The following is a 4,205-nucleotide window of genomic DNA, read 5'->3' on the forward strand; positions in this document are numbered from 1 at the left end:
TAAACGAGGTTGCCCCGGTTAAAATATCATTTAATGATTTTGTGTTGAAAGCTTGTGCTATTGCATTAAAGCAACATCCAACCATTAATTCATCATGGCTGGGCGATAAGATACGTACCAATGAGCACATCCATATTGGTGTTGCTGTTGCGGTTGATGAGGGCTTGTTAGTACCGGTTATCCGTTTTGCTGATGGCAAATCATTGAGCCATATATCTGTTGAGGTTAAAGACTTTGCACAACGTGCAAAAGCTAAAAAACTACAACCGGCAGACTGGGAAGGCTCTACGTTCACTATATCAAACTTAGGTATGTTTGGTGTTGACGAGTTTACCGCGATTATTAACTCGCCTGATGCCTGTATATTGGCTGTTAGTGGCATACAAGCTGTACCGGTAGTTAAAAATGGCGCGGTAGTACCGGGTAATATCATGAAGGTAACCCTAAGCTGCGATCACCGTGTGGTTGATGGCGCAAGCGGTGCAGCCTTCCTGCAAACCCTTAAATCATTATTAGAAGAGCCGGTTAGGCTGTTAATATAGATTCAAGAAATAAGATTCAAGAATCAAGATTTAAAGCGATGGGTTTTGGCCTGTCGCTTTTTTTTGTTTAAGATGATTTGCAATCATTCAAATTACTCAATTCCTATAGATACCTTACCTTTATCCCAATGGAAACCCACGACGATAAAACTTTTGAAGAAGTATCATTTGCCGAAAAAATAACCCGTGCGACAGAGTATAATAACTGCCTGTTTATAAAATGCGATCTGTCTGACAGCGAATTCATGCAGTGCAAATTCATAGACTGTGTTTTTGATAATTGCAATTTATCCATGATAAAGTGGAGCCGCAGCACCTTAAGTAATGTAGTATTTAAACAATGTAAAATACTGGGCGTTAATTTTAGCCTATGCGAGGATTTTCTGTTTAGTGTAAGGTTTGAATCAAGCATGCTGGATTACTCTTCGTTTATGAGTAAAAAGATGCTAAAAACATACTTTATAAAATCATCTTTGAAAGAAGTAACCTTTTCGCAGGCTAATATAGCGGGCTCTGTGTTTGATCAAAGCGATCTGTCGGGTACTGTTTTTAGCCAGACTGATCTTTCTTCGGTAAACTTTAGCACTGCCTTAAATTATACTTTAGACCCCGAACTAAACAATATCAACAAAGCCATTTTTTCTACAGATGGCCTGCCGGGGCTATTGTCTAAGTATAATATTAAAATAGTATAAACGTGTTTAGCGATTAGATTTTATTTGGAATTGTTTAATAGGCTGATTTTCATATAATTGTGATTTGTGGTGTCCCAGGTGTCCCAAGTGTGCCAGGTGTATCCACGTGTACGTGGGACAGTACAGTAATAATATTTAACGCGTATAGGTTTATTGCTGCATTTGCTTACTTCACTGGCGAACTATTTTTTAAACTGTTATAATCAATATTATGATCAATAAAAAATACTATTTCCATATTTGCGTAAAATAAATTAATTTTGACTTCCCGATAAGTTTTCTACTAACAGGAAACTTGCCTAAAGAGAAGAAGTGAGCAATAAAGAAACAAAAGTTAATTCCTGGCGGATGCCGGCGATTGCCGTATCCATGTTGGTTGCGTTGGTTACTGCAGGCTTATTTATTAATGGCCAGCCGCATAAAATACAACAAAAAATTGTACAGGCTGATAAAACGCAAACGCAGCCATCATGTGTTACGCAAACTCCGGGTGGCGCTGATAAAAAGGTTATAGTTGAAAAGAGCGATTCGGATGCAACAACATTACACAAACATCCAACATCGCGTAAAAAGATTATCAGATCAGCTAAAATGGCTAAACCGGTAACTACCACTGTGGAGATAGTACCCGAATTGCCTGTTGAGAAATCCGTTGAAATAACGGATGAAACGGATGCAACGCCATTAGACGAATCATTAGTAATGACCTATTCGACTCAAAAAAAGTCAACGCAAAAAGCAGGCCCTCAACCGGGCTGGGAAATTTTTGAAAAATATATTAATGACAATGCGATATCCCCGGATGGTAAAACAGGAACGGTTGAAGTATCATTTACTGTTAACAATAACGGAAAGCTAAATGATTTTAAAGTAACCAAGAACCTGAGCGACGCGGCTGGTAAAAAAGCAATTGAAATTATAAAAGACGGCCCCGAATGGATTGGTGAAACTAATGCCGAACCTAAGGCGGTTACTGTAAAAGTTCAATTTCATTAAGATCTACTCATCTTTCAACTTCACTCACTTCTATTTGCGGATTAACGGCTTTTAGGCTTGCAATAAAACCGGCTTTATCTTTTGGCGAGATCACTACGCTGTCATAGGTGTTATAAAACACCTCTAACCTGTCGAGGGATAGTGCTGGCGAACTTAAGAAACTATTTGTTGTGGCTATTTTTTTAATAGTATTGATAACGATAGTTTGATTTATTATAAATCCGCTTCGTACATGCAACTCATTATCGGTTATTGTGTAATAAGTAGTAGCCAGCATGTGGATTATAAAAAGTGCGGCCACCATTATTATTGCCAACCCACCCCATGCTTGTGTAATCACGAATATTACAGCCAGCACGCCAACAATAGTTAGCGGTATAAACATTACCAGTCCAATTTTTGATTTGTAGATCATTTTAAGCTGCGTCTGATATATATTTTACCAAACAACGCTTAGCTACAGGTAATAAAGTTTGTTCGAGCGGGAAGGTTATATCGCTGTGCACATAATAAACCGCCGGGTTGGGCAGGTGTTTGTTTTTTCGTATCAGGTTCAATTTTATTGCTTCGGGTGTATTGATCAGGCTATGTTCGTAAGTATCTATCAGTTGAATGTTTATGCCACGGTATTTATCGTTCTTGTCTTCAAAAATAGTGAAATGGTACTCATATAGCAGGTTGATTTTATCCTTGCCATTATGCAGAGAAAAATAGCCGTCATAAGGAAGAAGCGGCATAATGCCAACCGGGTCAATATTGAGGCGGCTTTCTACAAAATTATATATCTCGTGGCCGGTTTGTATAGCCGGGTTCATTTTGGTCATAGCATAGGTAATAATCTGCTCTATCTCCTGCATCGAGTTATCATCTTCTACAATTTTTTTGTAAGTGAGCTTTACGGCAGCAATGTCCGCCTCTGTTAACCGTTGCGGAAACGCGTTTTGCAGCGTCACCTTATTTTGCTTAAAGCTGATGAGATTATTGTAATGAAATACCAAATCGCTTAGGTTGGGGTATAATTTGCTCTTGTCAAAATGCCGGTTTATTTCCTGCAGATAATCTAACAACACGTATTTTTTATACTCAAAATCTAATGTTCCTTCTATAAACCAGTTAACGCCTAATGATTTCATAAATCCGTCTCCTTACATGCCTATTAAATTAAACAAAAATGAGCAATTTTGCAACATGCCTAACGGAACCCTTTTTTTAATACCCGTACCGCTTGCTGACGAAGCCGCGGCCAAAACATTTACCCCTTACCTGGTAGATACCATAAACAGTATAAAAGAGTATATTGTTGAGAACGAAAAAACCGCCCGCCGCTTTTTAAAAGAAGCCGGACTTAAAACCCCGCAAAGTGAATTGGTTATGTATGATTATGGCAAACATAATCGTGGCAGCAGCCTGAAAAGCTTTTTTGTTGGACTACAGTCTGGCAAAAATACCGGGCTAATGAGCGAAGCCGGATGCCCGGGCATTGCCGATCCGGGTGCCGAAATTGTTGCCGAAGCGCATAAACGTGGAATTAAGGTTGTGCCGTTGGTAGGCCCAAGCTCTATTTTATTGGCACTAATGGCATCAGGATTTAACGGGCAGAGCTTTGCTTTCCAGGGATATTTACCTATTGATAAAGCAGAACGCAGCAAACGCATTAGAGAACTCGAAGGATTATCTGATCGTTTAAATCAAACCCAGATATTTATTGAAACGCCGTTTCGTAATAATCCATTATTGGAAGAGATATTAAAAAGCGGACATCCTAAAACCAAGCTATGCATTGCCAGTAATTTAACCGCTACAGATGAATTTGTGCAAACTAAAACCATCGCCGAATGGCAAACCCAGGTACCTGATCTGCATAAAAAGCCAACTATTTTCATCATATCCCGTTCTATATAAGTGTTAATTACCCGGCAACATACCAAAGTTTTAATTGTTGGCGCAGGTCCATCCGGATTGATGATGGCGG

At 39.1% G+C, this 4,205-nt stretch carries 6 protein-coding genes; 4 read left to right on the forward strand and 2 right to left on the reverse strand.

Translation table 11 applies throughout. The annotated features are described in order from the left end of the window. The 3 genes from JWP71_RS14260 to JWP71_RS14270 all read left to right on the forward strand — a co-directional run. Positions 1-542 (forward strand): 2-oxo acid dehydrogenase subunit E2 (locus JWP71_RS14260; RefSeq protein ID WP_299501232.1); only part of this gene is annotated, 542 nt, incomplete at its 5' end. Positions 543-670: 128 nt separating this feature from the next. Then, positions 671-1,237 carry a pentapeptide repeat-containing protein gene (locus JWP71_RS14265; RefSeq protein ID WP_299501234.1) on the forward strand — a complete coding sequence of 189 codons (567 nt, stop codon included), beginning with the start codon at positions 671-673 and terminating at the stop codon, positions 1,235-1,237. Between the two features lie 312 nt (positions 1,238-1,549). Further along, entirely contained in the window at positions 1,550-2,233 is a 684-nt protein-coding gene (locus JWP71_RS14270; RefSeq protein ID WP_299501236.1) for an energy transducer TonB, read from the forward strand. Between the two features lie 7 nt (positions 2,234-2,240). On the opposite strand, the gene JWP71_RS14275 is transcribed toward JWP71_RS14270, so the two are convergent. After that, positions 2,241-2,648 (reverse strand): PH domain-containing protein, encoded by a 408-nt coding sequence (locus tag JWP71_RS14275; protein ID WP_299501238.1) that lies wholly within the window; start codon positions 2,646-2,648, stop codon positions 2,241-2,243. A gap of 1 nt (position 2,649) precedes the next feature. Continuing rightward, the gene (locus tag JWP71_RS14280) at positions 2,650-3,366 is read right to left on the reverse strand and encodes a hypothetical protein (RefSeq protein ID WP_299501240.1); all 717 of its coding nucleotides are present in this window, start codon (positions 3,364-3,366) and stop codon (positions 2,650-2,652) included. Between the two features lie 55 nt (positions 3,367-3,421). On the opposite strand from JWP71_RS14280, the gene JWP71_RS14285 reads away from it, so the two are divergent. Further along, the gene (locus JWP71_RS14285; RefSeq protein ID WP_299501243.1) at positions 3,422-4,135 is read left to right on the forward strand and encodes an SAM-dependent methyltransferase; all 714 of its coding nucleotides are present in this window, start codon (positions 3,422-3,424) and stop codon (positions 4,133-4,135) included. Positions 4,136-4,205: the final 70 nt, after the last annotated feature.

It is taken from the genome of Mucilaginibacter sp. (genome assembly GCF_028287845.1).
Lineage (GTDB): Bacteria > Bacteroidota > Bacteroidia > Sphingobacteriales > Sphingobacteriaceae > Mucilaginibacter.

Coding starts and splice junctions, on each gene's coding strand:
- JWP71_RS14265 (WP_299501234.1), top strand. CDS start 671: ATGGAAACCCACGACGATAAAACTTTTGAAGAAGTATCATTTGCCGAA.
- JWP71_RS14275 (WP_299501238.1), bottom strand. CDS start 2,648: ATGATCTACAAATCAAAAATTGGACTGGTAATGTTTATACCGCTAACT.
- JWP71_RS14280 (WP_299501240.1), bottom strand. CDS start 3,366: ATGAAATCATTAGGCGTTAACTGGTTTATAGAAGGAACATTAGATTTT.
- JWP71_RS14285 (WP_299501243.1), top strand. CDS start 3,422: ATGCCTAACGGAACCCTTTTTTTAATACCCGTACCGCTTGCTGACGAA.